General features: G+C 43.2%; 21 protein-coding genes and 2 pseudogenes. 11 read left to right on the top strand and 12 right to left on the bottom strand.

Going from position 1 to position 26,426, the window contains the following annotated elements; genetic code table 11:
• Nucleotides 1–106: 106 nt before the first annotated feature.
• The gene (locus tag NPE20_RS04415) at nt 107–1,171 is read left to right on the top strand and encodes a LacI family DNA-binding transcriptional regulator (RefSeq protein WP_256537393.1); all 1,065 of its coding nucleotides are present in this window, start codon (nt 107–109) and stop codon (nt 1,169–1,171) included.
• Here the strand turns inward: NPE20_RS04415 and NPE20_RS04420 are convergent.
• The 5 genes from NPE20_RS04420 to NPE20_RS04440 all read right to left on the bottom strand — a co-directional run bounded on the left by NPE20_RS04420 (nt 1,168) and on the right by NPE20_RS04440 (nt 9,774).
• Entirely contained in the window at nt 1,168–2,751 is a 1,584-nt protein-coding gene (locus NPE20_RS04420; RefSeq protein WP_256537394.1) for a beta-N-acetylhexosaminidase, read from the bottom strand. The two genes, NPE20_RS04415 and NPE20_RS04420, sit on opposite strands and share 4 nt — an antisense overlap.
• 1 nt (nt 2,752) lies before the next feature.
• Nucleotides 2,753–3,400 carry a carbohydrate-binding family 9-like protein gene (locus NPE20_RS04425; RefSeq protein ID WP_256537395.1) on the bottom strand — a complete coding sequence of 216 codons (648 nt, stop codon included), beginning with the start codon at nt 3,398–3,400 and terminating at the stop codon, nt 2,753–2,755.
• Nucleotides 3,397–4,956, bottom strand: a complete 1,560-nt coding sequence (locus NPE20_RS04430) for a beta-N-acetylhexosaminidase (RefSeq protein WP_256537396.1) — start codon at nt 4,954–4,956, stop codon at nt 3,397–3,399. Before NPE20_RS04430 ends, NPE20_RS04425 begins: the two co-directional genes overlap by 4 nt.
• A gap of 104 nt (nt 4,957–5,060) precedes the next feature.
• Entirely contained in the window at nt 5,061–6,698 is a 1,638-nt protein-coding gene (locus tag NPE20_RS04435; protein ID WP_256537397.1) for a RagB/SusD family nutrient uptake outer membrane protein, read from the bottom strand.
• Between the two features lie 10 nt (nt 6,699–6,708).
• Nucleotides 6,709–9,774 carry a SusC/RagA family TonB-linked outer membrane protein gene (locus tag NPE20_RS04440; protein WP_256537398.1) on the bottom strand — a complete coding sequence of 1,022 codons (3,066 nt, stop codon included), beginning with the start codon at nt 9,772–9,774 and terminating at the stop codon, nt 6,709–6,711.
• Between the two features lie 421 nt (nt 9,775–10,195).
• Here NPE20_RS04440 and NPE20_RS04445 point away from each other — a divergent pair, with 421 nt between their 5' ends.
• Nucleotides 10,196–10,423: a hypothetical protein gene (locus NPE20_RS04445; protein WP_256537399.1), complete on the top strand. Its 228-nt coding sequence runs from the start codon at nt 10,196–10,198 to the stop codon at nt 10,421–10,423.
• 85 nt (nt 10,424–10,508) lie between these two features.
• Here NPE20_RS04445 and NPE20_RS04450 read toward each other — a convergent pair whose 3' ends face one another.
• The 5 genes and pseudogenes from NPE20_RS04450 to NPE20_RS04470 form a co-directional block, all read right to left on the bottom strand.
• The gene (locus NPE20_RS04450) at nt 10,509–11,276 is read right to left on the bottom strand and encodes a glucosamine-6-phosphate deaminase (RefSeq protein WP_256537400.1); all 768 of its coding nucleotides are present in this window, start codon (nt 11,274–11,276) and stop codon (nt 10,509–10,511) included.
• A gap of 21 nt (nt 11,277–11,297) precedes the next feature.
• On the bottom strand, nt 11,298–12,485 hold the full coding sequence (nagA, locus tag NPE20_RS04455) for an N-acetylglucosamine-6-phosphate deacetylase (RefSeq protein WP_256537401.1): 1,188 nt from the start codon (nt 12,483–12,485) through the stop codon (nt 11,298–11,300).
• Between the two features lie 16 nt (nt 12,486–12,501).
• Nucleotides 12,502–13,793, bottom strand: a pseudogene (locus NPE20_RS04460) (sugar MFS transporter).
• 1,879 nt (nt 13,794–15,672) lie between these two features.
• The gene (locus tag NPE20_RS04465) at nt 15,673–16,137 is read right to left on the bottom strand and encodes a DinB family protein (RefSeq protein WP_256537402.1); all 465 of its coding nucleotides are present in this window, start codon (nt 16,135–16,137) and stop codon (nt 15,673–15,675) included.
• 234 nt (nt 16,138–16,371) lie between these two features.
• A complete protein-coding gene (locus NPE20_RS04470; RefSeq protein ID WP_256537403.1) occupies nt 16,372–16,953 on the bottom strand; it encodes a Crp/Fnr family transcriptional regulator in 582 nt (193 codons plus the stop codon).
• Nucleotides 16,954–17,255: 302 nt separating this feature from the next.
• Between NPE20_RS04470 and NPE20_RS04475 the strand changes: the two genes are divergently transcribed.
• The 5 genes and pseudogenes from NPE20_RS04475 to NPE20_RS04495 form a co-directional block, all read left to right on the top strand.
• The gene (locus tag NPE20_RS04475) at nt 17,256–17,753 is read left to right on the top strand and encodes an SRPBCC domain-containing protein (RefSeq protein ID WP_256537404.1); all 498 of its coding nucleotides are present in this window, start codon (nt 17,256–17,258) and stop codon (nt 17,751–17,753) included.
• Nucleotides 17,754–17,811: 58 nt separating this feature from the next.
• Nucleotides 17,812–18,606 carry an SDR family NAD(P)-dependent oxidoreductase gene (locus NPE20_RS04480; RefSeq protein ID WP_256537405.1) on the top strand — a complete coding sequence of 265 codons (795 nt, stop codon included), beginning with the start codon at nt 17,812–17,814 and terminating at the stop codon, nt 18,604–18,606.
• A 33-nt stretch (nt 18,607–18,639) separates the two neighbouring features.
• Nucleotides 18,640–19,230: an NADPH-dependent F420 reductase gene (locus tag NPE20_RS04485; RefSeq protein ID WP_256537406.1), complete on the top strand. Its 591-nt coding sequence runs from the start codon at nt 18,640–18,642 to the stop codon at nt 19,228–19,230.
• 534 nt (nt 19,231–19,764) lie between these two features.
• Nucleotides 19,765–19,929, top strand: a complete 165-nt coding sequence (locus tag NPE20_RS04490) for a hypothetical protein (protein ID WP_256537407.1) — start codon at nt 19,765–19,767, stop codon at nt 19,927–19,929.
• 142 nt (nt 19,930–20,071) lie between these two features.
• Nucleotides 20,072–20,479 (top strand): annotated as a pseudogene (locus tag NPE20_RS04495) (glycoside hydrolase family 97 N-terminal domain-containing protein); the annotation flags it as partial.
• On the opposite strand, the gene NPE20_RS04500 reads toward NPE20_RS04495, so the two are convergent.
• Both NPE20_RS04500 and NPE20_RS04505 read right to left on the bottom strand, forming a co-directional pair.
• Nucleotides 20,424–21,140: a LytR/AlgR family response regulator transcription factor gene (locus NPE20_RS04500; protein WP_256537408.1), complete on the bottom strand. Its 717-nt coding sequence runs from the start codon at nt 21,138–21,140 to the stop codon at nt 20,424–20,426. The pseudogene NPE20_RS04495 and the gene NPE20_RS04500 overlap by 56 nt on opposite strands.
• Nucleotides 21,137–22,198: a sensor histidine kinase gene (locus tag NPE20_RS04505; protein WP_256537409.1), complete on the bottom strand. Its 1,062-nt coding sequence runs from the start codon at nt 22,196–22,198 to the stop codon at nt 21,137–21,139. The genes NPE20_RS04500 and NPE20_RS04505 overlap by 4 nt, the downstream gene beginning before the upstream one ends.
• Before the next feature lie 338 nt (nt 22,199–22,536).
• Here NPE20_RS04505 and NPE20_RS04510 point away from each other — a divergent pair, with 338 nt between their 5' ends.
• From NPE20_RS04510 to NPE20_RS04525, 4 genes are read left to right on the top strand one after another with little or no spacing between them, the layout of a single operon-like run.
• A complete protein-coding gene (locus tag NPE20_RS04510; protein ID WP_256537410.1) occupies nt 22,537–22,977 on the top strand; it encodes a hypothetical protein in 441 nt (146 codons plus the stop codon).
• 2 nt (nt 22,978–22,979) lie between these two features.
• The gene (locus tag NPE20_RS04515) at nt 22,980–23,969 is read left to right on the top strand and encodes a DUF6268 family outer membrane beta-barrel protein (protein WP_256537411.1); all 990 of its coding nucleotides are present in this window, start codon (nt 22,980–22,982) and stop codon (nt 23,967–23,969) included.
• Nucleotides 23,970–23,989: 20 nt separating this feature from the next.
• Nucleotides 23,990–25,342, top strand: a complete 1,353-nt coding sequence (locus NPE20_RS04520; RefSeq protein ID WP_256537412.1) for a TolC family protein — start codon at nt 23,990–23,992, stop codon at nt 25,340–25,342.
• Complete coding sequence (locus NPE20_RS04525; protein ID WP_256537413.1) at nt 25,332–26,390, top strand: efflux RND transporter periplasmic adaptor subunit; 1,059 nt, start codon at nt 25,332–25,334, stop codon at nt 26,388–26,390. Before NPE20_RS04520 ends, NPE20_RS04525 begins: the two co-directional genes overlap by 11 nt.
• Nucleotides 26,391–26,426: the final 36 nt, after the last annotated feature.

The raw sequence follows: 26,426 nt of genomic DNA on the forward strand, positions 1-26,426 counted from the left end.
ATTTTATTCATAGAACCTATGTAACACCTACTAAATTTTTACACAGGCAGGCTTGGCTGTGGCTAACAATGATTATTAAAATATATTATATTTGGTTCATCCATACATGAAAAAGACAGAAACCGAGCTAACAGGTGTTAAAGAAATAGCCCGAAGGGCAAACGTATCTATCGGTACGGTTGACAGGGTTATCCATAACCGGAAAGGGGTATCAGAAAACACTAAACAAAAAATAAATTCCATTATTGAAGAGCTGAACTTTCAGCCCAATAAAATGGCCAGCCTATTAGCTTCCCGGAAGATGTTAAATTTTGCGATACTGATACCTGCGGTTTCTAATGAAACAGATTATTGGAGCTACCCGTTAAACGGGATAAAACAAGCCGCTGCAGAAATAAAACAATTTGGCGTTACCGTTAAATACTATTTTTATGACCTCGACTCAAAAAATAGTTTTAATGCATCGGCCGATGAGATGCTAAACAGCGAACCGCATGCTATCCTGATAGCGCCGTCATTTGTGGAGGAATCTATCACTCTGGCTAAAAAGATCCAGGAGCTTGATCTGCCCCTGGCTTTTATAAACTCCGACCTGCCCAATCAGCAAAACCTTACTTATATAGGCCCGGAATTGTATCAAAGCGGTAAGCTGGCCGCGCAGCTGATAAGCCTTTCCATTCAAAAAGCCGATAAAATTTTAACCGTTAACATTTCCACAGACCTTGAAAACGATCACCATTTATTACGGAAGGAACAGGGTTTTAAGAAATTTTTTGAGGACGCCAAAAAGCCCAACCAGGTATTAACCCTTAACATTAACGATACTAAACTGGCTTATGTAGAAAAATCGCTGGTGGAGGTATTATCGGCCAACCCCGACATTAAAGCCATATTTGTAACCAATTCCAGGGTAAATATCATCGCCAAAATTCTTGAAAAACGCAGAAGGGATGATATTTTACTGATAGGGTACGATTTTTTAAAGAAAAACATCAATTACCTCATTAGTCAGCAAATTACCTTTTTAATTTGCCAGCGCCCTAAAGAACAGGGATACCTGGGTATTATGGCGCTTTACAAGCACCTCTTTAAAATAAGCGAGGTTGAAAAATCCGTTTATATGCCCATTGATATCATCACCAAAGAAAATTACCAGTTTTATAACAGTTAATCCTGTATAGCACTTTTCGGGTTTACGTCGATAGCTTCCGGATGATAGCCCGGATTAAACGGATCGTAATAGTAAAGACCTGCCTGCTTGTAATATTGTAAATGAGCGCTTAGCCTTTTGTTAAACAGCTCATCGTTTTTTGTCGGTTCGGCCACCCAGCCCGCTTCCGCCATAGCGGCCAAACGCGGAAACAGCAGATATTCAAGTCTTTTTTTAGTGACAACAGTTTCTGTCCACAGGTTGGCTTGCAGGCCTATAACGTTAGCTTTTTTGTAAACCGTATCGGCAAGAGCATTTTCCGGGAAATGGTAAACATCAAGATACGTATTATACAGCTTACCCCATTTACGGCCGGATACATGGGTGCTATCCTGCACAAAATCAAAATACAGGGGCAGCCTTGGGCAAAGCACCACTTTATAACCTTTGTTAAGCGCCTCGGCCAGCGATTCGGGTTTGTTTTGCCGCCACCAGTTTACCACAACCTTAGCTGTAGGCAACCCGGCGGGTACGGCTTCGTCCCAGCACATTACGCGACAGCCCAGTTTTTGTACGGTATCGGCAATACGTTTTAAAAAATAAAACTCCGCCTGCCGATAATCAGTCATTTTTTTGGCGGCCAGCAGCCTGAGCACATCCGGGTTGGTTTCCCAGGCTTTAATACCCAAAGTAACCTCATCGCCACCTATATGGATAACATGAGCCGGGAACAACGTCCTAACCTCTTTTAAAACATTGCTCAAATATTTATAAGTTGTTTCTTTAGCTGGATTAAAGGTGAAGTTCTCGTATCCCGGCGTAGTGCCGCCCGAAAGCTCGGGGTATGCACTGGTTGCACCTGTTGCATGGCCCGGCATATCAATTTCGGGAATGATCTCGATATTTCGTCTTTTGGCAAATGCCACTATTTCTTTTATATCCTTTTGTGTATAGTATTGGGCTTTTGCGGTAGAATCCGTAAAATTTCCCTTACCGCCTTTGGTGGCCAGCAGCGGATATTTTTTAACCTCGAACCGCCATCCCTGCGCATCAGTTAAATGCCGTTGAAAACGGTTCAGCTTGTAAAAAGCCATCCAGCTTAGGATACTCTTGACAACCTTTTTCCCAAAAAAGTGTCTCGACTCATCAAGCATAAAACCACGCCACTGGTACCGGGGCTGGTCAGTAATTTTTACGCCGGGCAGTATCATGTTTGTGTAATCGCTTTTTGCGGATCTGTAAAGCTGCGATAGGGTGATCATTCCGTAAAACACCCCTGCCCTATCCGCGGCTGTTATTTTTATTATTTTACCGGATGCGCTTAGCGTATAGGATCCGGGCGTTGTGTTATTGCCGTTAATGCTGATCTGGATCTTTTGCATCGCGAGTGCCTTTTTAACGGCCTTATTCAAATCCTCATTTAAATAATTTACAACACCCTTAAACTTTTGGTTATCGGTATAAAACCTGCTGTTTTTTGCTATGAGCAAATTATCCTTCAGCCTGGTTACCTCATTTGGATAAGGGATGAGGTTTAACTCCTGCGCATATAAAACACAGGGGAAAAGGAATACCGTTAACAATAAAACATACTTTTTCATACTACACGAGTTTTAAAATAGGGTCCGGGTCAAACTTCACCTTACCAAAAGATGCCGGTTGGTGAAAATCGGGTTTTTCGGAGATAATTTCAACCCAGCTTAAAAAATGCGGCTTTGGCAGGTTATCGCCGCACTTGGCAAAGTTTACCGAGCAGTCTTCGCCGCTTAGCGATTGTTTGTCGCTGTAACAAAACACCGATACCGGCAACACTATGGTGATATCCCATTTAACCGGCTTACCAGCCGAAAGGTTGTCCATACAGATGGTGATATTATCCTCTACCCCTTTTAAAAGTTCGGGCGGCAAAAACCTACGATGAAGCCGGCCCTTGCCATAAGCCGCTTTTACAGAACCCAGGCAGTTAAACTCAAAATTATAGTAACTGGCTTCCTGGCCAAAGGCTATAAAAAACTCTACGCAGTTATCTTTATGAACCTCGCCGTTTATCTTTCTTTTTTTTGCCCGCAGAAATGGCTCAGTAACCGAAAACCTGAGGTGGATCCCCTCCTCGAAATGCGAGATAGCAAAAGCGGCCGAGCATGAGAGGGTGCTTTCCGGGTTCCATGGTTCGTTATCGATGGGGTGCAACGTTAGTTTTTGGTGCGCATAGGTATCTTGCGTCACAAACGGAATATTTAGAAACTTCATTTTACTTTTGCTAAACGATCATATAAAACGTGCACCTTTTGGCTCCTCAACAGGTTCTCCTCATCTATCGACGATTTAAAAAGAAAATCCTGGTTAAGGGCCGTAAACTCATCGTTTAACCTTTGCTCATCGGCCAGTAATTTTTTCAGTTGCAGTACATACGCCGGTATTTGTTTATCAGTAACGCCGGGGGCATTTACCTCGGCCTCAATTTTCATATAGGTGAGGTAATAAACCCTTATATCGGCCATTAAAATATAGTGTTTAAACTCCTGCAAACCTTTTACGGGCTGTAGCAACCTTAGCGTTTTAAGTGAGGTTTTGGCGCTATCAAGCAGTTGCCCAATTGTTATTGCCGACGGTGATATCACCTTGCCGTGTACAACATTATACGGCGTAGAACAAAGCGCTTTTTTAAACAGCATGGCTTTGCGGGCATCTAAACCGTAACGGCTGCTGCAATAGCTTTTTATAAACTGATCGTTTGTTAATTTAGAGGCGGGGTTTAACGCATTAAGGTAATAGTTAATCAAAATATTAAAACCACTAAGCGGGTAAACGTGCCTGATGGCGTACAACTCGATAGGTTCGTCCTCCGATTCGAAAAGGGTTGAGTAAACACCCGAGGTTGACCAGGAGGTCATCACTATGCCCTTATATCCAAGCTTTCGGCTCAGGGGCAGAAAATCCCGCACGTTGTTAAAGTGCTTCTGCCAATCCGTAAGGAAATAATTATCGGGGTGGCTACGCAGCGCCGGCGAGCCCCAGATCTCGTAGCCCGATTGCAGCAGTTTAGCATGGTCACCAAACCGGTTTACATCCCAGCCATAATTCCAATCGATGAAAATGGTTTCTTTAGGCAGCAGGTTGATGTAATCAGGATATTTAAGCGCTATATCCGCCCATACTATTGGTTTTTTACCGAGACTTACCACAATATCGCAAAGCATTTTGATATGATCGAAATAAAGGCGCGATAGCCCGATCTCGGCTGCTCTTTTTTTACATTTTTCGCAGTGGCCAAGTAAATAGGTCTCGTCGCCACCAATATGTACGTAGGGCGAGTTATGGGTTGCTACCAGGTCAGTATAAAGTGTTGTAAATAACTTCTTGTTCAGTTCCGGTTCACTTGGGCATACCTGGCTAAAATCTTTCTGATCTTCGCGCAGGGCGGCGTATTTATAATTCCTTAAAATATACTCCACATGTCCAAAGCTTTGCTGTAGCGGAATAACCTGAATGTGCAGCGAATTACAATAGCCGATAAAATCGCGGATCTCCTGCCTCGAATAGGCGTACTTATTGGCAATAAGGGGTTCTTTAACAAAAGGGTAGCTGCCCTCCCATTCAACCAATAAGGTGTTGATACCGTTCTTACTCAAGTTTAAAACAAACTTTTTCATGGCGGGCATTTTCATCACCTGGATACGCATATCCAGATGAAAGCCTTTAACGGCAACCGAATCTGCTACATTTAAGTTTATGGCAGATGACGGGCGCGCCATCCCGATAACTAAGAGGATAAGTAGTAAGCTACGTTGTAAATAAGCTTTCATAAAATATGATAAAGATATTTCCCCATGCCTGTTACGGCATAGGCAATATTGCCACCCGTGTACGCACACGAATGGCAATTATACTCAATTTATTATTAGCAATATCAATAGCCCGGGTTTTGCTCTAATTTAGCATCTTTATTCAAATCTATCTCTGATTGTGGGATGGGCAACAACAGGTTTCTTGACGCTATACCCGTAATTTTCAAGCCCCTGCCTACAACCCGTTGCAGCAGCGTACCGGTGCGCATTAAGGTCATCCGGCGGTTCTCTTCGCCTATCAGTTCCCTCACCCGCTCATCCAAAATAAAATTCATAGTGATATCGCCGGCTGCTACATGGCCTGCATGGGCCCTGTCCCTTAAAATATTGATGGTAGTTGCGGCACCGCCCGTATTGCCTTGTTTAAACTGGGCTTCGGCTTTTAGCAAATAGGTTTCGCCCAGGCGCATAATGATAAAATCTTTAATCATGCTGCTTCCAAACGTGTCGTTCGGATCAAACTGGTCCCATTTGTTTGTTTTGGGTACTATATTGCGGTTGGTATCAATACCCAGCCCAGGCACCACAAGTTGCCCGTAATTTGGCGACGATGGGTTATTGTAATAGTATTTTCTGCGCAGGTTGTATTGCGAGTTACGCATATCATTAGCGCCGTAACTATTTAACACAAAATAAGTTAATGCCATCCGGCTGATACCCCTGCCGCCTAAAGTATCGCAAAGCAGCATGCCCGCCTGATTGTAATACCTGCTGCCCCAGGCACGCCTGTGCTGCGAACCCAGGAACCGGTATCCTCCAAATTTCGACTGGATATCCGGCCCTGCGCCGTTTGGTACCGATGCCGGGTTTTCCGTTTCTTCCACCCAAATAGCTTCCTTATTACCCTGGCTGCGGCGTTGGTTACCGTATATAAACATATCCGAGAACGGATCGCCGGGTTGCGAGGCTTTTACGCCGTAGCGCGCATCGATCAAACTAAAATCGCCGCTATTAATTATTGCATTACATTCAGCCTCGGCTTCGGCATCCTTACCCCCCATCCTCAAATAAGCCTCGGCCAGTAATTGCGATGCCATTGATTTATTTGGAAGTGATTTAGCCTCAAGTTCATCTATTGATGGCGCGTTCACCTTGGCAAAGTTCAGGTCTGATACTATCAGGTCATTGATATCTTTTACCGGCGCCCTCACAAAGTCGGTTTTAGGAGCAGTTAGCGGCTCTTTAATGAGCGGTACGCCCCCGTAAAGGGTTGCAAGGTAATTATAGGCCAGCGCGCGGTAAAACATGGCCTGGCCTTTTATTTTACCTCTAAAACTACTGCCTACCGGGATAGACGGCTTATCGATATTGGCGATAACCACGTTTGCATTATTGATGAGGTTGTAAGCCCATTTCCAAACAAACGCAGATGCGCCGTTCGCCGAATTCAGTTTTTCATAATTTGTATAGGGTATCGAAACCGGGTCAAGGTCATCGGGTGCTTTGTTATAAGCCACATCAGTGCCCATTTGCCAAACGCATAAAAAGCCCTGGTTACCGTTATTATCCTCGTTCATGGTGTTCCAAAGCGAGTACTGGCTTTGCAAGCCAATTATACCAGCCTCAAACGCTAAGGAATCATTTAAGGCTTCGGGGGTGAATTTTGAATAGACCTTTTCGGTCAGAAAGTCCTTTTTACACGCCTGCATCGTACAAATTGCTGCTGCGGCGACTGTTAATATTATTTTATAAGTTTTCATTTGAGTTTGATTAACGAAGTGTGATGTTAGCACCTAAAATAAATGTACGTACCAGTGGGTAGTTGCCCTGGGTATCGCCTGTAGTGCCGTAGCCTACTTCAGGGTCCCAACCGTACCATTTGGTAAACGTTGCAAGGTTGCGCCCGCTCACATAAACGGTAAGGCCGCCAAGTTTTAATTTATCAAGTAAGTTTTTAGCCATAGTGTAGCTTAGCGTTACATCTTTTATCCGGGTGTAGCTTGCATCTTCCGGGTAACCGTAGTTGAGGTAGTTAACATAGGTTAGTTTTGGACGGGTGTTGCTTTGGTTGGCTTCTGTCCAGTAACCTAAACCGCTTGGCAGGTTTTGCCGCCCACCAAAATCTTTAAAATTAGTAGCGTCGTTATTTTTGGTTACACCCTGTACAGTTTGTATAAAAACATTTAAATGAAAGTTTTTGTAGTGGAAGGTGTTGGTGATACCGCCCGTCCATTTAGGGATCTCCTGGCCAACTATCATCTGGTCTTTACCATCAGAACTAATGACTCCGTTACCGTCCAGGTCTGCAAATTTAAGATCGCCCGGTTTAGCATCGGGGTCTTGTTTAGACGGGTCTTCACCTACTTTCCAAACGCCGGCTTTTTTGTAATCATAAACAATGTTAACCGGGTGGCCAATAAAGAAACGGTTACCTAAGTCGTCTTTTTTATCGCCATACAGGTCAACTATTTTGTTGCTGTTGGTAGAAAAATTAAGATTGGTTTCCCATTTAAAATCCTGCCCTGTTATGTTTTGGGTCCTAAGCGATACCTCTAACCCTTTGTTTGATACCTTGCCAATATTGGTAACTACTTGCGAGTAGCCCGTGGCTGATGGCAGTGAGCGGTATAGTACCAGGTCTTTTGTATGAGTGTTATAGGTTTCGATAGTACCGGTAATTCTATTGTTAAACAGCGCGAAATCGATACCGATGTTGCTACCATAAGTACTTTCCCATTTCAAGTCTTTATTACCCATAATATCGGCAATTACACCGGTGGTAGGACGGCCGTTGGAGGGGATAGATATTGTAGTGAAAGTTGAAATGGTAGAGGTTGGATCGACAGCCGATTGGTTACCCGATAAACCGTAAGAACCGCGTAACTTCAAATTGTTTACGAAGCTTACGTTACTCATAAAGTTTTCATTGCTGATGTTCCAGCCTAAGGCAACGGATGGGAACAAACCATATTTGCTGGTATTGGCGCCAAATGCCGAGTAGCCGTCCCTCCTGGCGGTAGCGGTAAACAAATATTTGCTATCGTAATTGTAGTTAACGCGCAACATTTGCGAAACCATTTGGGTAGTTATCGCTTCAGATTCCGCCGAGATGGTATTGGCACCCTGCAGGTTGCTAAATCCCAAAGCATCATTAATAAACCCAGAGGCCGAAGTGGAAGACGAATAGAGTTTGTTTTCCTGAGCGCTGTATAAACCGGTTAGGTCTAAGTGGCTTTTATTCCAGTTTTTCTCATACGATACAATGTTCTCTACTATCCATCTTTTCCGTTCGCTGTTTACCACCGCTGCCGTGCCGCCCGCAATATCGCCGGCAAGCCTGCCCTGGTAACTCTGAAAAAGTGTTGGGGTATAGGTATAACCCGCGTTTATGCGATATTTAAAACCTGCAAAGGGTTTTAGCTCGGCATATACGTTGGCAATAACATTCTGGCGCCTGTCGTTCCGCTCGGTAGTAAGGCCAAGCATCGGGCTTTGAATTGCCTCCTCTCCCTCCATCGGGAAAATAGCATAAGTACCGTCGGGGTTTTTAAACCGGCCATAGGGGCTTACTTCTGATGCCTGCTTTAAACTTGCCCGGCCGCCGTCAGAATTGTTCGACACCAGGTTTAGGTTTAAACCCGCGCTTAAATAATTGGTGATCTTAGCGTCAATGTTCGACCGGATGCTGGCACGTTTGTTCTGGTAACCTTTTATCACCCCCTTCTGGCTAAAATAATCGCCTGAAAAGTAGTACTTCACATCATCGTTGCCGCCAGATACGCTTAAGGTATGATCCTGGATAAATCCTTGCTGCTGAATAGCTTTCAGCCAATCGGTTGTAATACCGGCGTCATAGTTTTGCTGCTCATATAAATTCGGCACAACAAAATCATTGATAACATCTGCCTGCTTTTTCCAGTCGGCATACTTTTGAACATACTCGGCGGGGCCCATGGGTTTTAAAGTATGGGCAAAGTTTTCGTAACCGGCATAAGTGTTAAAGTTGATCGACGCTTTACCTATCTTACCGCGTTTTGTGGTGATGAGTATAACGCCGTTTGCGCCCCTTGTACCATATATAGCGGTTGCAGATACATCTTTTAAAACATCAACCGACGCAACATCTGTTGTGCTGATATCACTTAGCGTGCCATTCTCGAAAGGGAGGCCATCAATTACTATTAAAGGGGCCGTTTGGCCATTAATGGTATTAACGCCCCGTACAAGCACAGAAGGCGATTCGCCGGGAACGGCCGTGCCGGTAGAAATATTTACCCCCGCCACCGCACCCTGCATGGCCTGCAGTACATCGCCCACAGGCAATTGCGATAACCTGTCTTTCGGCAGCGAGGAAACAGAGCCGGTTACATCGCTTCGTTTGGCAGTACCATAACCAACAACCACAACCTCGGTAAGTGATTTATTTACCGAGGTCATTTTTACCTCTATTACCTTACCAAATTCCGCCCGCACCTCTACCGGGGTGTAGCCCATGCTTGTAATTTCAAGAAGCGCCCCCTCGGGCAGGTTTATTTTAAACATACCCTGTGTATCAGAAATTACACCGGTTGTAGTGTTCTTGATTTTTACGGATGCACCGATGATAGGATCATTTGTGGTATTGTCGGTAATTTTACCGGTAACGGTTTTGTTTTGCGCCTGCGCAGTGTTGATTAATAACAACAATGTTGTCACCAAAACCGTAAAGCTTTTGATATTGCATAGGCCGGATATCTTTTGCAGAAAGCCGCAACAGTTTATTGCGGTTTCAATAGGACCGTGCACCCTATTTACTTCCTTAAATGAAAATGCACCTGGAGGTCGTTGTTTAATCATAATCTAAGTTTTAATTAGTTGTTAATAATGAGTTATACAGATAGTTAGTACTGGTATATACTTAAGCCGGTTATCACCCTCACCTATCCTCCTGACCTTATCCCGGGCAATCCTGACCGGAGCAATTCACAACATCCCTCTTCTCCATCGCCCACTCTTTTTAGAGTGGTTTTCCATTCATATCGTGTACGTATACAATTTTATCGTGTACGTACACGATAAACAAATATAGACAGTTAATTTATTTATCCAAATTTATTTTTATGTATTTCGCGATAATCGAAATCTCCGGACTATAAAAAGTCGTTTCAAGGCGGTTTAAGTCCTGTTTATGCCTCTAATTCGATATAAAAATTGGTATTGTGGTGCAATAAAGTTAACGTCGTGTACGCACACGTTAATATTTATTTAAAACTTTTTTATGAAGGCACGCGGAATCCAAAATTCGATTGTATTTAAAAGCCTGAACGGTTTCCATGATGACGATACCGGTATATTTGCCAGCAAGAACTGGGCAGCACCTGATAACTCGGTAAGTAAATTAGAAATGCCCGTAATGATGAACTTATGGCTGTTCCGCGGTGTAAAACCGTTGAACGACAAAGATATGGAGATCATCATACACAGCTTTAAATATACACCGCTATAATAAGTGGTTTTAAACCTGCCGCATAAACAAGAAAGGGGTGGTAAAACCATCCCTTTCTTGTTTAGTATCAATTATCAGTAGTTACTTACGTTAATACCTGGCTAAAACTATCGCGGTCTACAAACAACATCGCGCCTTCGTGTGTTTTTAATATGGTTGATGGGTAGCGCTCTGATACCGGCTGCTCCAGTGTAAGTTTAACAGCTGCCGCTTTGTTGATGCCCGGCACCATACAAAATATATAAGACGCACTCATCAGCGCCGGTACCGTTAAAGTTAACGCGTAGGTTGGCACATCAGTTAAGGTATCAAAACAACCATCGTTAACCTGTTGCTGCCTGCAGGCCGGGTCTAACAACGCTACTTTAACCAATTCGGGGTCATTGAAATTTGCTACATGCGGGTCGTTAAAGGCAATATGCGTGTTCTCCCCTATCCCCATAAATACAATGTCTGCCGGGTTTTCTTTCAGAAGGTTACTGTACCGGGTGCACTCTGCTTCAAAATTCACCATGCTGCCGTTTATACAATTCACAGATGCAAAAGGTACGCGGCCGAAAATTTTCTCCCGCAAAAAACTGCTGAACAACTCCGGGGCATCCGCGGGCAGGCCCAGGTATTCATCCATGTGAAAAGCATTTGTCTTTTGCCATTCAATGCTGTTATCGGCAACCAATGCGGCCAAAAACTCGTTTTGTGAGGGAGCGGCAGCAAAAATGATATTGATAAATGGTTTTGTACCCAGTAGCTGTTTAATCTTTTCGCTTGCCAGTTTTGCTGCAGTATTGCCTAATATCGCCCTGTTCTCAGAAACAAATACCTCTAATTTATCCTCTTTTATATTTTGTAACATGTGTTTAATTATCTTCATCAGTTAAGCGGAATGCACAACCCTGCCGCCAATAATTGTTTTATGCAAATTAATGTTATCATCAAAAATTACCAGGTCGGCATCCTTTCCTATTACAATTGATCCTTTTTTATCATCTGCCCCCATAATTTTTGCCGGGGTGATGGTCATCATTCTTATAGCGTCGATAAGGGGTACATCTGCCAGGTTTATCATATTACGCACCAACTGAATGGTGGTAGCCACGCTGCCGGCAAAAGCGCTCCTGTCGGGTAATTTTGCTACGTTATCTTCCACAATAACTTTCAGGCCGTGTTCCAAACCGCCTAAAATACTTTCGCCCGGCGGCATGCCTGCGGCCCGCATAGCATCGGTTACCAGCGCAATTTTATCGGGGCCTTTTATTTTATAAACCAATTTAAGCAGGGGGGGCGGCAAATGAATGCCATCGGCTATGATCTCGACGGTCATATCATCCAGCAAGTAACCGCTTTCAACAACACCGGCGTACCTAAAGGCATTACGGCGCGACACGCCCGACATACATGAATAAAAATGCGTGATATGGGTGTAACCGCTTTCATAAGCTTCGAGCACTTCCTCGTAGATGGCATCGGTATGGGCTATGGAAGGCAGGATGCCTTTTGATACCAGGAACCGGCCAAACTCAACCGCGCCATTTACCTCGGGCGCAGCACTCCATCTTTTTACAATGGATGAATGCTGCAGGATCTCTTTGTACTCCTGTGGATCGGGCAGCCGGATAAAGCGGGGATCCTGCGCGCCGCGCTGCTCCATTGAAAAATACGGCCCCTCAATGTGCATGCCCAGGTAATTTGAGCCCATAATATTTAAAGGTTCAGATTCTTCATACAGGCTTAATGTTTTAAGCAGAGCGTCTTTTTCGCAGCTAAGCGTTGTTGGTGTAAATGAGGTTGTGCCGTGGCTGGCATGCAGTTTTGCGATTTCCAGGTAGGCGTTAACTGTATTATCCATAAAATCGTGACCGCCGCCACCATGTACATGGATATCGATAAAACCGGGCGACAGATATTTACCACCGGCATCAATTATGTTTTCATTCGCTCCTTCTATTTCGCCCTCCGAAATAGCTGTTATTGTGCCATCATGCACCAGTAACGAACCATTATTTAATATGCAGGTTGGGGTAATGATCCGGGCATTGATAATTTTTAAATCTGAAGAATCCATTTTTGAAATATTTGTATTAAAAACTCCATTTTTTGACCTTATGGCCATAAAACGCGTAAAAAATCAAGTAGAAATAACAGGGCAGCAATACCCAATAGGCCTGCCGTAGGCTAAAATGATCGGCAAAGTAACCGTAAAACAACGGCAGAATAGCGTTGCCACAAAGCCCCATAATAAGCAACGATGCGCCTATTTTTAAATGCCGGCCCAGATCATTCAGGGCCAGCGGCCAGATCCCAGCCCAAATCATAGAATTTGCAAAACCTAAAAGTACAATAAACCATAACGAGATATCTGGCTGATGGCCAAGAAACTGAACAGGCCCTTGCCCATAATTACCAATACAGAAAACATAAAACCCAGCACAGTGCATAACCTAAGTGCAGTTTTTTGAGAAATAGCCCAGGGAATTAAAGTGATACCCAGTAGGTAACCACAAATAGTTGCAAATAATGTGTAGGACGGAAATACCTTAGCCTCGGCGAGCGAGATCCCCATACTTTGTGCATATGGAATAATGGTATCGATAGCGATAACCTGCGAACCTACATGGAAGAAAATAGCCACGGCACCCAATATAAGGTGCGGGAATTGGAAAATCCCCGTTTTGTCTGTCTTAGTAGTTATGCTTTCTTTTGCATCCTCTGCCCTGTCTATCTCCGGTAGCGGCGAGTATCTGACTAAAACACCAAGCAAAGTTAGCACGCAACCTACCATAGCATAGGGCAAAATAACCCGTTTGATGAGCATATCCAAAACTTGGTTCTTTTGAACATCGCCCATCAGGTGGATATCCTTAAACAGCTGGCTGTCGCCCGGTTTTATGATAATTGCAGCTAACAACAATGGCGCTATGATACCCGCGGTTTTATTACAGATCCCCATAATGCTGATACGCTGGGCCGCCCTTTCTTTTGCCCCTAATATGGTAACATAAGGGTTGGCAGCAGTTTGTAATATAGCCAGCCCGATCCCGATAATAAAAAGGCCGGTCAGGAACAGATAGTATGACCTGATCATCGCTGCCGGTACAAAAACAAATGCGCCAACAGCCATTATCCAGAAACCAACCATCATACCTTTTTTAAACCCTATTCTTTTTAACAGGAATGAGGATGGCACCGATATAACAAGGTAAGAGATATAGAAAGCGAAGGTTACGAGGTATGATTGAAAATTACTGAGCTGGCAGGCCAATTTAAAATACGGGATAAGCACCGCGTTTATCCATGTTGCAAACCCGAAAACAAAAAACACGATACAGATGATCATCAACGGTATAATATTTTTAGACGGGGAGATCTTCATATCAGCCAAATTGACGTGTTGGGGTTTATAAATTCGTGTACGTACACGGATGCAATAATAGGTATATTATTGATAAAAAAAAATCTTCTTTATCTGTTTTAAAATGGATATTAAAAAAAACTCCTAATAATTACGGATCTGAAGTAAAGTAAGTGACTTCACCGTTTAAATAGCCAAAAGGAGTTTTTGGTTAAAAAAGATTAATTTAAAACCAATTTTATTGTTATCGTTATACAATTAAATTTTATTGAGTTTTTGTCAAAAACAACGATATTTATATCATAAGCATTAGCGAAAATTGAATTATTTTTTGGGTGACCTATTCGGTGAACCGGCAAGTTTTAAGATATATAATGCGTTGATTTAGAGAGTAAAGGAAATTCTTTTTTGTTCCCTCCGCCTCCCAACCGGCAGGCCAGTAAACTTTGTTCTTTATAAATAATATAGTGACAGATTAGAGACCCTTAAATAAAGTTAACGCGCAAAAGATTCTAATTCAATGAGTTGCGACGAAGGTTAAAATCCCTCCCGATCCACGTACATCCCAAATAAAAAATCAAGGTTTTTAAGTACTATATTACGGTTACCTAAATACTTTGCACATTCTTTGTTTGCAATCTGTAATCAATAAACTAACGAATTACCATTTTGAAAATCTTATAGTGATATTTTCATATTAAAAACTTATCAAATCCATCCGGTAATACCATTAGTGGCACCTTACTTTTAACAGCAAGCTTTTGAGTAAAGCTGTTATTAAAAAAATTATTGTGGCGATGTACCATAACCAACAGATTTATTTGTCCATTCTCGGTAAGCCAGTGTAAGCCATCGTTTATGCTGTTACTTTGTAAAGCACGATAATAAATGTGAGGATAGTCTACTTTACAAGTTACATCACTTAAAAATGCGTCAACCAGTATTTGATCCTGCCCCGGAATCGACGTAATATGGCTGATCAATATTTGCAAAAGCACAATTGCAGGCTTTTGAGGATATATTGCTTAAACAGCCTCTGTTTAATCTACAAATCAGCTTATTATGACTGTAATCATTTTTATAGTGACCGCGCCTATTTAGTTTAGTTTATAAAATAAGACGAACATGAAAACTATAAGGTTTAATTTCAATCATCCGGTGAAGGGAAATGCGACACTTTCGCCAGTTAATTGCAGCGGCGGCTCTGCCTAAGGATGAAAGTTGAGAGCACGCAAAATAATTTATTAGAAATACCGGTCAACGATTGTAATGAGGGAAGATGGAAACTTATACTTGATTGGGAACACGATGGTCGCATATTTTCTCACTAGGAAGATTTCGAGGTAACGAAATGAAAACATTTTAAAGCACTGCTTTTTAACTCTTGCTAATTGATACACTATAATAAGATTTAAATTCATTGCCGGCAATCGGAAATATTGAGTATTAGTTTTTAACGAAACTGAAGGAGATAGGATTTGCGTGTTTCATCAGAAAAACCGTTATTTACATCATAAGCATTAGCGATTATTGAACGATTTATAGGTGACCTATTCGGTGACCCGGGAAGTTTTAAGATACGTAAAGCATTGATTTAGTGTGAACAAAATAACCATCTTTGTTCCCTCCCTCTCCACGAGGTATATCTCAAATAATTCAAAAACGCCTTAAATACATCATTTAAGGTGTTTTTTGTTTTTAGACCAAACCAAAACATTCAATAAATCGCATTGTTCTGGTGACCTTTTGGTGACCTGATAGGTATCCGACCCAATAGGTCACCAGAAAGCCCGTCATTCCTATTCCAAAACCGCCTAACGCCAGGGGTATCAAGTTTTTTTCTCATTTTCTCAGGTATGTTATTCACCGTTATGTTCGTTCAAATCGTCTGACAAGTCTATCAATCTATTTGAATAAGCGCCAGTTGTCCTAAATGGTGAAAAAGGTGCCCGATTAAACACTGAAAACCATGGAACTTATTTTTATTAGGTTGTAAAATGAAATCCATTTCGCTGATGTAATGCTGCTTAGACAGCCATTCATCGGGGCTTATATGCCTGAGCTGAAATATCAACGTTTCATTCAATGCAATCCATTGCTGCAACAATAACCTGTAAGGCGGATACACATTCGCCGGATGCTGAGGGGTTAGAAATAAATCATCGTAATGCGTGTACTTTCTCTTACCCACTTCTAAGGTCTCAAAAATGCCGTCGTGTATCACCAGCAGATGCCCTAACAGATATATCAGCCTGTTTTTACCGGCAGCCACGGGTTTCATAGCCCTACGTTCGCCAAGCAACTCAAATATTTCAGTCGTTTCCTTAATCTTATTTTCCCACACCTCCAGCAGCTGTTCGATCATGAAATTATTCCGTTCCATTTATTCCTCAAAAAAGCTTTATTAACTCCGAATGTTCAACGGGCTTTTTCTGTTCAAAGGTGGGAAGAATGCGCTGGGTTGGACAAGGACATTTGACGCAAATTGATTGTGACATTTATCACCAACTATGCAATTAACGGCGGTGCCGGGTATTTTTTGGAAACAAGAATAGCTATAAAACCAGATTGTTTCATCTGTAAAAGACGGCAGGTTTATTTAATGATCCTTTGCATATTGATTCCTGATGCGGCTCAGGGTTTCACGGGATACACCAAGGTAAGAAGCGATCATATGAAGCGGTACCCGGTTAAAGATATGCGGATATATTTTTATAAAATTTGAATACTTCTCCTCAGCGGTATCACTGATATTGCTCATGATACGGTTTTGGCTGGCGTCAAAACTTCTAGCCTTTAAATTGTAAATAAAATCTTTAAAACGGGGAATGTTACTCAACAAATTAGTGAAGTCTTGTTTTTCAATCAGAATCATTTCGCTATTTTCCAGCGCATCAATATTGTTTTTGGAAGGTGTGCCATTATTATAGCTTTCAGGATCGCTGACCCACCAGTTTTCTACTGCGAATCTTAAAATATGTTCATTACCATCTTCGCTCACCCGGTAATTGCGTAAGCAGCCCTTGACCACAAAGCAATTGTAATGACTAATGTCGCCCTCCTGTAAGAGGTACTGCCGTTTACGAAGTTTCCTGTTAACCGTTACTACGCGTATCTCGCCCAGTTCAGCATCGGTAAGGCCCCCCTTTTCTTTTAAATAGGATGAAAAGATTTCAAACATGGCATACACTTTTGAACAAATCTATTTAAAAAATAAGGGATGATCCGGGCAGATCGGAAATATGTAATTAATGTGACCAAAAGAACTTAATTAAAATAGGCATCGTACGCTTTGTCTAATTGGCCGTCACGCCTTTATATGAGTCATATTCGCAAACCTCCTTATCTTATTTACCCTTCTGCGAACACACACGAACATTTTCGAACCAATTAGCGTGACATTTATCACATACAAATTCTGTCAAATACCCTCGTTGTTTGGAGCACATTGCCGGAACTTTGGCAAAAACAAGAACGCATACGATGTACAATAAAACAAATTGGCCGGCGGATCAGCGGCCGGAGATATCTGCGATCTACGCGCTAAATGATATCGATATCAAAGCACCGGCAGAGGTGGTTTGGAAACTATTAGTTGACGCCGAAAACTGGGTGAGCTATTTTCCGCCCGAAGACCAGGTTAAAATTTTAAGCGGCGGAAGGCAACTGACAGCCGGCACCAAATGGAGCCGCGTTACTGTCGGCTATTTGATGCACCTCACTGTGACTGAGTTCGAACCCTTTCACAAGCTGGCCTGGAAAACTACCGTCGACGGTGACGAGACCGGTTCAACCGCTTACCACGGTTGGGTGATCACGCCAACTAAAGAAGGCGTTCATGTCCTTACCGAAGAAACGCAGCAGGGTGAATGGTTTCTGGATATATTGGGTCACAAAAATCCGGGAGGCCTTTATGCCTATCACCAGGATTGGGTAGAACGACTTAAAATTGCCGCCGAGGAAATTGCAGCAGGCAAATAAATCATTAAGGAAGCGAACTACATAGAAATATCACTAATACTATCAAATCATAAAAATCATGGATCTTCAATTAAAAGAAAAAATCGCGCTTGTTACCGGCTCAACTACCGGAATAGGTTTTGCCATAGCAAAATCACTGGCAACCGAAGGCGCAAAAGTTATTGTTAACGGGCGTACTCCCGACCGCGTGAACGCAGCTGTTGAAAAAATCAAATTGGAAACCGGTAACTACAATATATTTGCGGGTGTGGCAGATCTTGAACAGGCTGACCACGTAAATGCCCTCATTCAGCAATACCCTGATGTGAATATTCTGGTAAACAACGCCGGGGTTGCCCAGCCGAAGGCGTTCAATGATATACCTGACCAAGAATGGTTGGATATCTACCAGGTAAATGTGATGAGCGGAGTGCGTCTTTCGCGTGCCTACATCGGACAAATGCTAAAAGCCGGCTGGGGTCGGATCATTTTTATCTCCAGTGAATCGGGTGTACAGGTACCAGCGGAGATGATCCAGTATGGTGTTTCGAAAACCGCCCAGATCGGTTTGTCGCGCGGACTTGCAGAAATGACGGTTGGTACCGCAGTTACCGTTAACACCGTTTTACCCGGACCAACATCGACGCAAGCTATCACCAATTTTATGAAAGCAGCCGCTGAGCAGCAAGGCATCAGCGATACCGAAATGGAAGAGGTATTTTTTTCCAGTATGCGGGGCACCTCGCTGCTCAAGCGCTTTCTCCAGCCGGAAGAGATTGCCAACCTGGTGACCTACATCGCCAGTCCGCTTTCAGCGGCCACCAACGGCGCTGCACTTCGTGCGGACGGCGGTGTAATCAAGTCTGCATTTTAAAGAATTATCATAAACATAATAAACAAAAACATTATGAAAACAATCGGAATTATTGGCGCAGGCCATATCGGTCAGGCAATCGCCTTGCAATTGCTAAAGATCAACGTTCCTGTTTTGATCAGCAATAGCAGGGGACCTGAAACCCTGCAACCGGTCCTGTCCAAATTAGGTAACGGGGCAAAAGCGGTGAGCGCGAAGGAAGCCGCGGAGGCGGATATGGTTATACTTGCGCTTCCGTGGTGGAAAGTAAACTCACTTTCCGGGCTCATTAATTGGAGCGGCAAGGTCGTGATCGATATCACCAACGAGTTTTTGCCCGGCGGTAAAATAGCTGACCTGGGCGATAAAACGTCAACCGGGATCGTGCTGGAACAATTGCATGGCGCGCGTATCGTAAAAGCATTCAATACACTTTTTGCTGCAAGAATCGCCGCAGATCCGGTGATTGGCGAAGGTCGCCGTGTGGCATTTGTCGCTGGCGACGACCAGCAGGCTAAATCAGAAGTGGCTGAACTGATTAAATCTATTGGATTTGCGCCGATTGATCTGGGAACACTGGCTGTCGGAGGCAGGCTCACTGAGGCTAAAGGCGTGTTCTCGGGAATGCACCTGGTCAAACTATAATTTGCTAATAAATCATACGAAAAAAGGTATGGCTTAATGCGGAGGGACAGCCATAAAATGGCTGCCCTCTTTGTATATCCCATTCTTTTTTGGGGGTATATTCCAGATCCCGATCGTCGACGAATAAGACGGCGACCACCCTTTGATAGACAAAGCCCCAAACAATGTCTTTGTTTAAAGCCAGGGGAAGATGCATTGCCCCCCATGCGGATTTCGTAAGCCGCTTAACGATTCTGCCGGTGATTTCACATTATCGGATGTTAAAAAAAGACCGTTGATAAATGCTGAGTTTATTTAATTCCATAAATTTAAAATCAATGGCTTAAAGGTTTACCTAAGCACTAAATTGATCGAGCCCTACCTGAAAACCATCAAGATCACCTTTTGATCGCTTCCATTTTACAAAATGAGCAGAAAGCGAAGTAATATAATCCATTTATATAACCAGAGCGTCCATTTGTACATAACAATAGTTGTTTTAATTTGATCGCCGCGCAATCAATGCTAAATAGTTGTTGTTATCTACCCTCCTATATGAAAAACAGATTTCTTTATCGCACTTTCAGCTTGCTGACCCTTGAATTGTTTATTTTAACAGCAAGCTGCTTTGCTCAGTCGAAAACTGATCGCCGTTCAGAAGATCCGCTCAATACGATCACCCTGTCGCTAAACGGTGAGGGAAAGCTATCTTATAATTAATGTAACCCGAAAAAAAAATCATAATCGCCGATTCCCCTCTTGGCCTGAGTTGTGATGATCAGGATTTTACATCGGGCTTATCGGTTGCTGACATTTCACCTGTCAGAAAAAAAAGAGAGCAGTACGCGTTAAAAGTGTAGATCACGTCCTGGAACACAGAAGTATTACCTTCAAAAACAAACAGGGAGCATTAATGATCATGGACCTGGTCGCCGGAAAAGAAGGTGTGGCTTTTCGCTATCGATTTCAGGATGTAAATAAGCAAGCGCGGTTAATAAAGGAAGAACTCACGGGTTTTCATATCGCCCAAAATGCAAAAGGCTGGCTCCAGCCGTATGATAAGGCGGGTGATTACACACCCGGATATGAAGATTTTTACCTGAATGTAAACGCCGGTGATCCTGTCGTTGGCGCGCGGAACCCTGCTGTTGGTTGGTGTATGCCTGCTCTTTTTAACGTAAATGACAAAAAAAACGGGGAATGCTGCAACAATGCTACAGCTTGTCTGAAAAAGTTTTGCCCAGGTACATTTCCAGAAAAGGTTTTTTGAACAGGTCGCCGATCGGTATTTCGGCCTGTTTGATATAGATAGTATGTTTATCAAAAGAGTCGATATGGTTGATATTTACCAGAAAAGACTTACTAACCCTGGCAAAGCTGTTCGGATCCAAATGCTTCTGAATGGTCTTTAGATTCATTGCCGTAACAATCTTGTTCTCATCGGTATAGATCAATACATAATCTTTCAGTCCTTCGATATACAAGATGTCTTTAAAAAAGATCTTATGGTAACGGCGTTCTGCCTTTACCAGCATAAAATCGATTTCTATACTTTCCGTCACTCCCGGCCTGTTTAACAGCCCATGATATAACAGCGCTTTATTTACCGCCCGCTCCAACTGTTCTTTAATCACAGGCTTAACGAGATAGTCGATCGCATCGACCTGGTAACTATCAAGCGCATATTTAGAATATGCCGTGGTAAATATGACCAAAGTTTCTTTAGGCAAAGACGCCGCAAATTCAAGACCGTTGACATCAGGCATTTGTATATCCAAAAAAAGAAGATTTACTGGGTTGTCCTGCATAAAAGCCTTTGCTTTTCGCGGACTGTTAAAGCTGCCAACTAGAGTAATGGAAGGCATGCTTTGTAAAAGTAGGAGCAATCCTTCCCTGGCTAATGGCTCATCATCAATAATGATACAATTCATAACGGAACATTTAAAGCGACCTTGTATAACCTGGGCAACTCCTGTACCTCTAGTGAGTATGCGTCGGCATAGAGCAAATCCAGCCTGCGCGCAATGTTAGTCAGTCCCAGACCTCCGGACCTTGCGGAAAACACTATTTCCGGTTTGGTATTCACACAGGTGAATTCCAGTTTTTTGTCACACAGGGCAAAGGAAAGTTGTACGCTTGATGGTGCGTCAGGGTCAGCACTGTACTTGACTGCATTTTCTACAAACGTTAGGAAAAGGCCAGGGGGCAAATCCTGGTCAGCAGACTCCGCGGCTTTCCTGTTAAGAATAGTAAAAGTGAAGTCTTCTCTCCTTATTTTCTCCAGCTCAAGAAAATCCTCCAGAAACTTTATTTCAGAATGCAGCGAAACGGAGCCTCCACTGGTTTCATATAGCTGATAGCGTAGAAAATCCGAAAGTTTCATGACCACGGCAGAAGCTTTTTCGGCATCCTTTTGTATTAAAACGTTAACGTTATTCAGCATATTAAATAAAAAATGTGGATTGATCTGGTTTTTTAGTTCCCGCAATTCGATTTCTAAAGTATTTTTCTCCAGATCAGACATTCTTGTTGAATCCATTTTCCATCGCTGAAAAAGCTTTATTGAAGTTGATCCAAAAATGGCTACACCAAGTTCATTAATATTGGGTACTATTTCCGTAAATAAGTCAAATGTTTGTGCAGTAGGAAGACGATACGTGTCAAAATAATACCTGTAAACAGCGGTCGGAAGAAAGTAGGTTACGGCAGTCATGGAAATAAGGGCGATCAGATATGTAAAATAGCGGTCATTGAACAAAAGCTTTGGTACAAGAACATACATGTTTACATACACTGCCCCTATAAACAGCAATATTCTTGCTATATATCTATAATTATCATAGTTTCCCGAGTATTGACTTCGAAAATTGGCATCCTGAAATTCGGTAACAATAAGGTATACCCATATAAGTATATGCCTGTAAGCCCTGTATTTATCTTCGATAAGGAAATCCACAAACCAGTTTTGCCGGTAGATAGTTTTTTGCATAAATGTTTGACTAATAACGAAACAAAGTACGGGATTTTAAACATGCCTAGACTTTTTTTATACCAAACCCACGGTTTATTATACCAAAGCCTGCCGTGGTATACCGATCTGTAATGCTATAATAATGGATAAACGTATCGTCCATTCGGACTACAAGCTTTAACTTCAAGATATCAAATACTCTTCACACAGCACTTCTGCCTAAAGTGGTGAAAATTGTCTGTTCGCAATCGAAAAAAAGGTTAAAACGACGTTTCGTCGAAAATTGACAGGTGTTTGGTATAAAACAAAAAAATCGAGTTCATTCAGCCTGTTCTTTTGTCCTGAACAAAGGGTATATGGAACAAAGAATGCGAAAAATAATCCCAATAAAGGCTTCTCTGTCAGAGTTGCCGGAAGCTTATGAGCGCGTAAAGCTTACTGAACTAGCATATCTGTCTCATTTTGTTCAATGCTATAAACCAACCATGCAAATCGCGGATTGGCATAAACAGCCATTTTATATCATGGCAGATGGAACTTCAAAAACCGGTATTGCATTTTGTGATCTACTGTTACCCCCTTACTTATCTGATCATATGAATTTACAAGTTTTTACCACCTGCCAGTTTCCTGATCTTCAGGGCATCAAGGAACTCTGGCTCATATTCGTAGCCTGGGATAGCAAATTACCAGCAGAGTTTCTTCAAAAAATGGTCAGTCTACACGGGCTCGCCAATCTTTTCGATAAAATATTTCATTTCGACTTTTTAAAATCTATCATCCAAATCATCAATTAATTATGAAAATTATCAACAAGCCGTTACTTACTCTTGCAGTACTCGTCCTTTCAAACGCCGCTATCGCCCAAAGTCAGGATACTTCGGCCACGACAAAACTCGTAGACTATGCCGCCGATAAATTCCCGGTAGCCCGTAATTTCAACATCGAATTTAACGGATCCGGCGCTTACAATTTCACGTCGAAACTGAGAGGCGTTGACTTACCATCAGGCAAGACAACCAGGTGGCTTCAAACCAAGGTCAGTACAAACATTAACCTCATCCAGTCCAAAAGCTGGATCCTGGGTACAACCTTTACCTATCGCGGGACCTCGTTCGCAGCAAAACTGGATGCGCCGGTGGCAGGACTGGACAATTGGGTGGATGATCGGTTTCATTACCATGCCTCATCGCTTAACCTGACGCATATTTCCAAACTGTTTGGTAAAACAGCTATATTTTCCGGCAGTTTGATCGTTGACGGCAGCGAAAAACGGTTCGAGCGGGTAAAAGGACTGTTTACCGTAAACGTGGTCTTGAAGGCCAATGCACACACGCGCATCGCCATAGGTGCTTTCGGGATGCTTGATCCTAGTTCAGATTTGCCGGCACTGCCGACCTTTACCTATGAGCATCATTTTGATAATGGACTCATAGCAGATATCACTTTCCCGCGAAATATTTTTATCCGCAAGAATGTATTTGGCAACGGCAGGATCACCCTGGGTACGGAGATCGACCGTACAGGTTTTTATCTCTATAACCAGGACAATTCAGGGAAGACCTATGAATATCGCCAGGTTGATCTCAACAACGGGCTGATCTATGAACATAAAGTATTCAAAAATTTTATTATCACCGCAAAAGGGGGCATAAAAATGACAACAGCTGCCAGGGTATTTGACCGTAAGGAATCTTTCGGGGATTTTATCTATGAAAGCAAACCGGACCCTACACCTTACTTCAACATTGGAGTTTCCTTCAATCCGTTCGGTAAAAAGAAACAATAATAAGCTGATGCTCATTTATAATGAAGAACTTAAAGCTCATATTATTGCTTTTCGCAGCGATGCCGTTTCCGGTAGCTGCGCAATCGGCCTGGTCACTTAAAACGTGTATTGATTACGGTTTAAAAAACAACCGGACGAATCTGATTTATGCCAATGAAAAAAAGGCAGCGGATGCGCGGGCGAAAGAAGCATTGGCTGCATACCTGCCAAGTGTTGGTGTCAATGGGACGGTTGACGATAACCTTAAGGTTCAGCAAACATTGATCCCGGCCGGCGTGCTTGGGCCGGAAGATGTTCGTGTTGCCTTTACCAAAAAGTTTAACACTAATCTTATCGCCCGTATTGATCAGACCATTTATGACCAGTCACTGCTTACCAGTTTAAAAGCCAATAAATACAATAAACAACAGGCCGAACTGAATCAGTTGCAAAATGAGGAAATGATCATTTATAACGTCAGCACAGCTTTCGCACAGATTTTTGTCTATCGTGAGCAGCTGAATATGCTAAGATCAAACCTGGAAACTTACCGCAAACAGATGGAGATTACAGCGCTTCAGGTTAAAAAAGGCACGGTGCTTCGAAAAGACCTCGACAAGGTGACGGTAGATTATAACAACGGGCAGTCGCAAATACGGGTAGCCGAAAGTAATCTCAGCCTTTCGGAAAACCAATTAAAGTATGAAATAGGCTATCCGGTAGATAAGGTTTTGACTGTTGACAGTACTGCGGCGGCTGATGTTTTTAAGGCAGATCCTATCAGCGGTAATGGTTCGTTCCTGGCAGAAAATCGCGCGGACTACCGAATTTCGCAGGTGAATACAAAGTTGCTTGAGATCGAAGAAAGCCGCATTAAAGCCGGGGTTCTTCCCAAGCTCAGTGCCTACGCACAATACGGAATGATCGGTTACGGGGATCAACTTAAGCCGTCTTTTTCCACGATGGCACCCTATTCGGCTATAGGCCTCAAATTAACTATCCCGCTTTTTGATTTCTTCAAGCGGAATGCACAGCGTGAACAGGCCATGTATAAACGCCTTAACGCAGAGGAGAACCTGAAGATTGACGAAGACAGGTACCGGCTGGAATACGAGAATTCCGCTACAAAAGTAATGAAAGAGCAAAGCAATGTGGACAACAACCGCCGGAACATTGAACTGGCCCGGTCTGTCTTCCGGACCACCGATCTCCAGTATACCAAAGGCACTACCGATCTTACCGACTGGCTGAACGCTCAAAACTCTTTAAAAGAGGCGCAAAAAAATTATCTGAACGCGCTGCTTACCCATTTCCAGGCCCGCATGGATCTTGAAAAAGCGAGCGGCACCTTAAAAACGTTTTACACAGGCTTACCAACTGCAAATGAAAACTAGAACTATCATCATTATTGTACTTATAGTGATCGCAACTCCAATTGTTGCCCGGCTTGCATCGAATAAAAAGCAGCTGGACGAAAAGAACAAACCGGCCAAAACGGTTACCCTGAAAATTCCGGTAAAAGTGGCGGTGGCGAAAAATCAATTAATGGTCTCACAGGTGATCAAAACGGGTAGTGTTGCGCCGTTCAAAGAAGCAAAAGTCCTCGCCAGGTTAAGCGGCACGCTGCTTAATGCCAATTATGCGCTCGGAGATCATGTCAGCGAAGGACAAGTTCTGGCCGTTACAGACACGCGCATCCAGCAGCTTGAACTGCAGAAAGCAGAATCAAACGCGGCCAAGTTGCGTAATGACCTGGACACCTACATGGAACTGCAGCGCGGCTCAGCGGCCACCCCTGAACAGGTAAATAATATCAGGCTTGATTATTCCAATGCGGTCAACCAGGCGGGCCAGGCCAGGAAAAACCTGGCAGACGCGTATATCAGGGCGCCGACCAGTGGGATCATTTCAGCGCGACAAGCCGAAAAGGGTGTATTTGTCAATGCGGGGAGCGAGATCGCCACCATTGTTAATCTGTCAAAGGCGAAGGTACAGGTTAATCTTACCGAGATGGAAGTTTACCAGGTCGGGCAAGGGCAAAAAGTAAAAATAACGACCGATGTTTATCCAGGCATGGAATTCCATGGGAAGGTGACATTTGTCAGCCCTCAGGCAGACCAGGCACATAATTACGTGGTCGAGATCCAGTTTGGCAATTCTCAAAATACCATCCTGCGGTCAGGTACTTTCGTATACGCGGACTTTTCGAAAAATGCGTCGCAGGAACTTTTAGTCATCCCGCGCGAGGCGCTTGCCGAAAGTGTAAGAAACGCCATCGTCTATGTGGTTGAGCAAGGTGTAGCCCGGCAACGGAAAATCACTACGGGACCGGAAGCCGGCGGAATGGTTGCCGTCCGGGATGGCCTGAAAGCCGGCGATCAGGTCATCATATCAGGGCAGATCGATTTAAGGGACGGCAGTCGTGTCATTATTTCAAAATAGACTTTCAAATAGCTGTAAACGATCGGAAAACTGTTC

The organism is Mucilaginibacter aquariorum (assembly GCF_024498135.1).
GTDB classification, from domain to species: Bacteria; Bacteroidota; Bacteroidia; order Sphingobacteriales; family Sphingobacteriaceae; genus Mucilaginibacter; species Mucilaginibacter aquariorum.

Bases quoted from the DNA above. Each gene is read 5' to 3' on its own strand.
- NPE20_RS04415 (WP_256537393.1), top strand. From the start codon at position 107: ATGAAAAAGACAGAAACCGAGCTAACAGGTGTTAAAGAAATAGCCCGA.
- NPE20_RS04420 (WP_256537394.1), bottom strand. From the start codon at position 2,751: ATGAAAAAGTATGTTTTATTGTTAACGGTATTCCTTTTCCCCTGTGTT.
- NPE20_RS04425 (WP_256537395.1), bottom strand. From the start codon at position 3,400: ATGAAGTTTCTAAATATTCCGTTTGTGACGCAAGATACCTATGCGCAC.
- NPE20_RS04430 (WP_256537396.1), bottom strand. From the start codon at position 4,956: ATGAAAGCTTATTTACAACGTAGCTTACTACTTATCCTCTTAGTTATC.
- NPE20_RS04435 (WP_256537397.1), bottom strand. From the start codon at position 6,698: ATGAAAACTTATAAAATAATATTAACAGTCGCCGCAGCAGCAATTTGT.
- NPE20_RS04440 (WP_256537398.1), bottom strand. From the start codon at position 9,774: ATGATTAAACAACGACCTCCAGGTGCATTTTCATTTAAGGAAGTAAAT.
- NPE20_RS04445 (WP_256537399.1), top strand. From the start codon at position 10,196: ATGAAGGCACGCGGAATCCAAAATTCGATTGTATTTAAAAGCCTGAAC.
- NPE20_RS04450 (WP_256537400.1), bottom strand. From the start codon at position 11,276: ATGTTACAAAATATAAAAGAGGATAAATTAGAGGTATTTGTTTCTGAG.
- nagA (WP_256537401.1), bottom strand. From the start codon at position 12,485: ATGGATTCTTCAGATTTAAAAATTATCAATGCCCGGATCATTACCCCA.
- NPE20_RS04465 (WP_256537402.1), bottom strand. From the start codon at position 16,137: ATGATCGAACAGCTGCTGGAGGTGTGGGAAAATAAGATTAAGGAAACG.
- NPE20_RS04470 (WP_256537403.1), bottom strand. From the start codon at position 16,953: ATGTTTGAAATCTTTTCATCCTATTTAAAAGAAAAGGGGGGCCTTACC.
- NPE20_RS04475 (WP_256537404.1), top strand. From the start codon at position 17,256: ATGTACAATAAAACAAATTGGCCGGCGGATCAGCGGCCGGAGATATCT.
- NPE20_RS04480 (WP_256537405.1), top strand. From the start codon at position 17,812: ATGGATCTTCAATTAAAAGAAAAAATCGCGCTTGTTACCGGCTCAACT.
- NPE20_RS04485 (WP_256537406.1), top strand. From the start codon at position 18,640: ATGAAAACAATCGGAATTATTGGCGCAGGCCATATCGGTCAGGCAATC.
- NPE20_RS04490 (WP_256537407.1), top strand. From the start codon at position 19,765: ATGAAAAACAGATTTCTTTATCGCACTTTCAGCTTGCTGACCCTTGAA.
- NPE20_RS04500 (WP_256537408.1), bottom strand. From the start codon at position 21,140: ATGAATTGTATCATTATTGATGATGAGCCATTAGCCAGGGAAGGATTG.
- NPE20_RS04505 (WP_256537409.1), bottom strand. From the start codon at position 22,198: ATGCAAAAAACTATCTACCGGCAAAACTGGTTTGTGGATTTCCTTATC.
- NPE20_RS04510 (WP_256537410.1), top strand. From the start codon at position 22,537: ATGGAACAAAGAATGCGAAAAATAATCCCAATAAAGGCTTCTCTGTCA.
- NPE20_RS04515 (WP_256537411.1), top strand. From the start codon at position 22,980: ATGAAAATTATCAACAAGCCGTTACTTACTCTTGCAGTACTCGTCCTT.
- NPE20_RS04520 (WP_256537412.1), top strand. From the start codon at position 23,990: ATGAAGAACTTAAAGCTCATATTATTGCTTTTCGCAGCGATGCCGTTT.
- NPE20_RS04525 (WP_256537413.1), top strand. From the start codon at position 25,332: ATGAAAACTAGAACTATCATCATTATTGTACTTATAGTGATCGCAACT.